Source organism: Acidisphaera rubrifaciens HS-AP3, from assembly GCF_000964365.1.
Taxonomy (GTDB): domain Bacteria; phylum Pseudomonadota; class Alphaproteobacteria; order Acetobacterales; family Acetobacteraceae; genus Acidisphaera; species Acidisphaera rubrifaciens.
Window position 1 is genome coordinate 1 of sequence record NZ_BANB01000945.1, and the last position, 2,906, is coordinate 2,906.

Consider the following 2,906-nt stretch of genomic DNA (forward strand, 5'->3'; position numbering starts at 1 on the left):
GCCCGGCCGTCGCCGCCGAACGCGAACCGGTCGTCGCAGGCGCCGATCCGCCGGACGGACACGGCGCCGTCGCGCGCCAACGCCAGGACCGAGGCGCGCGAACAGGCGTCGGTCCTGCCCTCGATCAGCACGAGGGCGGCATCCCCGACGCTCCAGGCCTGGGCGATGCGTGCCTCGGTCAGGTCGGGCAGCGGCGCGGGCGGCGCCTGGCCGTCGCTGACCGACAGGGCGGGCGTGCCGCCGGTCCGCTGGAGGACGAGATGGGTCGGTCCCAGATCGACGACGCCGAGCGGCCGGCTGGTGCCGCAGCCTGCCAGCAGGCCGGCCGCGATGAGACCGCCCACGGCCGCCGCCGCCAACCCGCGGCGCCCCGTCCGCTTCATGATCGTCGCGTGCCTCGCGCAGTACATGACCCCGGCCCGCCGGCCTTCCCGCCGATCGCCCTACCGGCCGGCCACGATAGGCCAGCTCGGCAAGATTAACTCTATCAGGAGTGGTCGACCGAAGCCACATCGGCAACCGGGAATGGTGTCTTTTCACACAGACCGATACAAACGGTTATCGGCGGGCAACCGGGCGCGTCTTTCCGTCCCGGCGCGCCTCGTCTATCGCGGGGTCATGCCCAGACCTGTCCGTCCCCCCGGCCCGGCCGGTCGGTCCCGATGAACGCGCCGCCCGACACCCCGCACATCCTGCTGGTCGAGGACGACGCGGAGATCGGCATGATGCTGTCGCGCTTCCTTGCCGATCATGGCCTGCGGGTCACGCGCCTCGCCGACGGGCGCGGCATCGACCGCACCCTGGCGGCCGGGCGGGTCGATCTGGTCGTGCTGGACGTGATGCTGCCGGGCGAGGACGGGCTCGCGATCTGCCGCCGGCTGCGCGGGCGATCGAGCGTGCCGATCATCATGCTGACCGCGCTCGGCAGCGAGACCGACCGGATCGTCGGGCTGGAGATGGGCGCGGACGACTATCTGCCGAAACCGTTCAGTCCGCGTGAGCTGCTCGCCCGCATCCGTGCCGTCCTGCGCCGCGGTCAGATTGCCGAGGCGGCGCAGACCGACCGGCCGGTGACGATGACGTTCGACGACTGGCGGCTCGACACGGCGACGCGCCAGCTGTTCGACCCGCAGGGCGTGCGGGTGCCGCTGACCAGCGGCGAGTTCAACCTGCTCGCCGTGTTCTGCCAGCATGCGCGCAAGGTGCTGTCGCGCGAGCAGCTGCTCGACCTGCTGCACGGCCGCGCGGCGGCGGTGTTCGACCGCAGCATCGACATCCAGGTCAGCCGGCTCCGACGCAAGATCGAGCCTGATCCGCGCGATCCGACCTTGATCAAGACCGTCCGCTACGGCGGCTACATGTTCACGCCGAAAGTGACGCTGACGGGCGACCCGTGAGACGCCTGCTGCCGGGCAGCACCGCGGGACAGGTCGCGGTGATCGTCGTCGTGGCGACGCTGATCGCGCACGTGATCTCTTCGGTGATCTGGATACGCATGCGCGAGGGAGTGCCGCCGCAGTTCCGCGTCGCGACCGAGCGGATGGCGATCTTCACCCATGCCTGCGCGGCGATCCCGGAAGAGGCCTGCGCAACGGCGGTGGCGGCGGCGGACCGGCGGACCCTGCGCATCCACCTGGCCGACGCGCCGCCCGACGGGCAGGCGCTGCCGCCCCGCATGGCCGCCGTGCTGCACCGTCAGCTCGCGCCGCTGCCGGCGCGGGGACGCATCACCGAAGCGGGGGTGAGCGTCGGCGTGCCGATACACGGCGAATGGCTCCGCTTCGATCTTGACGCCGCGCGGCTGCGCCCGCGCTGGCTGCACCCGGTGCTGACGATCTCGTTTCTTCTGTTCCTGACGGCGGTGCCGCTGCTCGCCCTGTCGCTGTGGGCGGTGCGGCAGGTCACGCGCCCACTGGAACAGCTCGCGACGGCGGCCGAGGTGATCGGCGAAGCCGACCCGCGCCCGGCCCTGCGCGAGGCGGGCACGCGCGAGATCCGGGCGCTGGCGCGGGCGTTCAACGATCTGCTCGACCGGCTGCGCCGTCACGTCGCGGAGCGCACCCGGATGCTGGCCGCGGTCAGCCACGACCTGCGCACGCCGCTGACCCGCATCCGCCTGCGCGCCGAGCAGATCGAGGACGAGAACCTGCGCGGCCGGCTGCTGCGCGACGTGCGGATGATGGAGCTGATGATCGGCTCCGCCCTGTCGCTGCTGGAGTCGCAGGAGAGGCGCGAGCCGGCGGAGACGGTGGATCTCGCGGCCCTGCTGCAGACGATCTGCGACGAGTTCGCCGATGCGGGGTTCGACGTCACCTATACCGGCCCGCTGCACTGCCCGGCGCGGGTGCAGCCGCGCGCCCTCGAACGCGCGCTCAACAACGTCATCGACAACGCGCAGAAATTCGGCGGCGCGGCGCGCGTCGGCCTGCGCGTGACAGCGGACGGACTCGAGATCGACGTCGAGGACGACGGTCCGGGCATCCCGCCGGAGGAGCGCGAGAACGTGCTCAAGCCCTTCTACCGCGCCGCCGCCGGCGCCGAGGTGCCGGGCAGCGGCCTCGGCCTCGCGATCGCGCGCACGCTGGTGACGGCCCAGGGCGGAACGCTCACGCTGCATGACCGCGTGCCGCGCGGCCTGTGCGTGCGACTGACACTGCCCCGCCACGCCTGAGCCGCCGGGATGCGCCGCTGCGCGGGCGGCGCGTCATGCGCCGTCACACTCCGATGCACGCCCGCATCCGCCCGACCGCACCGCGTTACCCGGCGATCCTAGGTTGAGGCTGCTGAACAAGCCTGACCAAGGAGGTCGCCAGACGATGCTTTCCCTCTCAAAGCGCATCGCGTTCGCCGCCCTGCCCGCCGCCGTCGGCGCGGCCCTCGTCGTCGGCGCCGTGCGTGCCCATCCC

At 72.4% G+C, this 2,906-nt stretch carries 3 protein-coding genes; 2 read left to right on the forward strand and 1 reads right to left on the reverse strand.

Going from position 1 to position 2,906, the window contains the following annotated elements; all coding sequences use genetic code 11:
* Positions 1-344, reverse strand: a 344-nt coding sequence (locus B8460_RS19280) for a hypothetical protein (protein ID WP_158322992.1), incomplete at its 3' end; no start/stop codon positions are given.
* Positions 345-662: 318 nt separating this feature from the next.
* On the opposite strand from B8460_RS19280, the gene B8460_RS19285 reads away from it, so the two are divergent.
* Together B8460_RS19285 and B8460_RS19290 are read left to right on the forward strand one after the other, a co-directional pair.
* On the forward strand, positions 663-1,397 hold the full coding sequence (locus B8460_RS19285; protein ID WP_048863252.1) for a response regulator: 735 nt from the start codon (positions 663-665) through the stop codon (positions 1,395-1,397).
* Positions 1,394-2,671 (forward strand): ATP-binding protein, encoded by a 1,278-nt coding sequence (locus B8460_RS19290; RefSeq protein WP_048863253.1) that lies wholly within the window; start codon positions 1,394-1,396, stop codon positions 2,669-2,671. The genes B8460_RS19285 and B8460_RS19290 overlap by 4 nt, the downstream gene beginning before the upstream one ends.
* Positions 2,672-2,906 lie beyond the last annotated feature (235 nt).

Coding starts and splice junctions, on each gene's coding strand:
- B8460_RS19285 (WP_048863252.1), top strand. CDS start 663: ATGAACGCGCCGCCCGACACCCCGCACATCCTGCTGGTCGAGGACGAC.